The sequence below is a fragment of the Dellaglioa sp. CoH-57-MRSF-19 genome (assembly GCF_056781975.1).
Window position 1 is genome coordinate 1 of sequence record NZ_JBXAXW010000301.1, and the last position, 252, is coordinate 252.

1 protein-coding gene is annotated in these 252 nt (G+C 54.0%); it reads right to left on the reverse strand.

Features of this window, described 5'->3' with window-relative positions; translation table 11 throughout:
* On the reverse strand, nucleotides 1-216 hold a 216-nt coding region (locus AC1RO3_RS09285; RefSeq protein WP_481764133.1), incomplete at its 3' end, for a hypothetical protein.
* Nucleotides 217-252: the final 36 nt, after the last annotated feature.

Here is a 252-nt window from a genome sequence, read left to right on the forward strand (position 1 = left end):
CGGAACGTCAGTGATCAACGATTGGGAATACCTACTATTCTGATAGCCAGTCATCTTGTTGTTCATGCCGGACCGGGCTATGGGCCTATAGTCCATAGCGGTAAACACTCCGGACATAAACTGACCGAGCACAAGGCGCTGTGAGGGCTGTGGCGGCGGCAGCGTGATAACGTCCTTGTAGCGCAGAACGCCTGTGCTGGGTACTGCCATCTCCATATATGAAGCGGCTGTCGCATAGCCCCTATCTGCTAT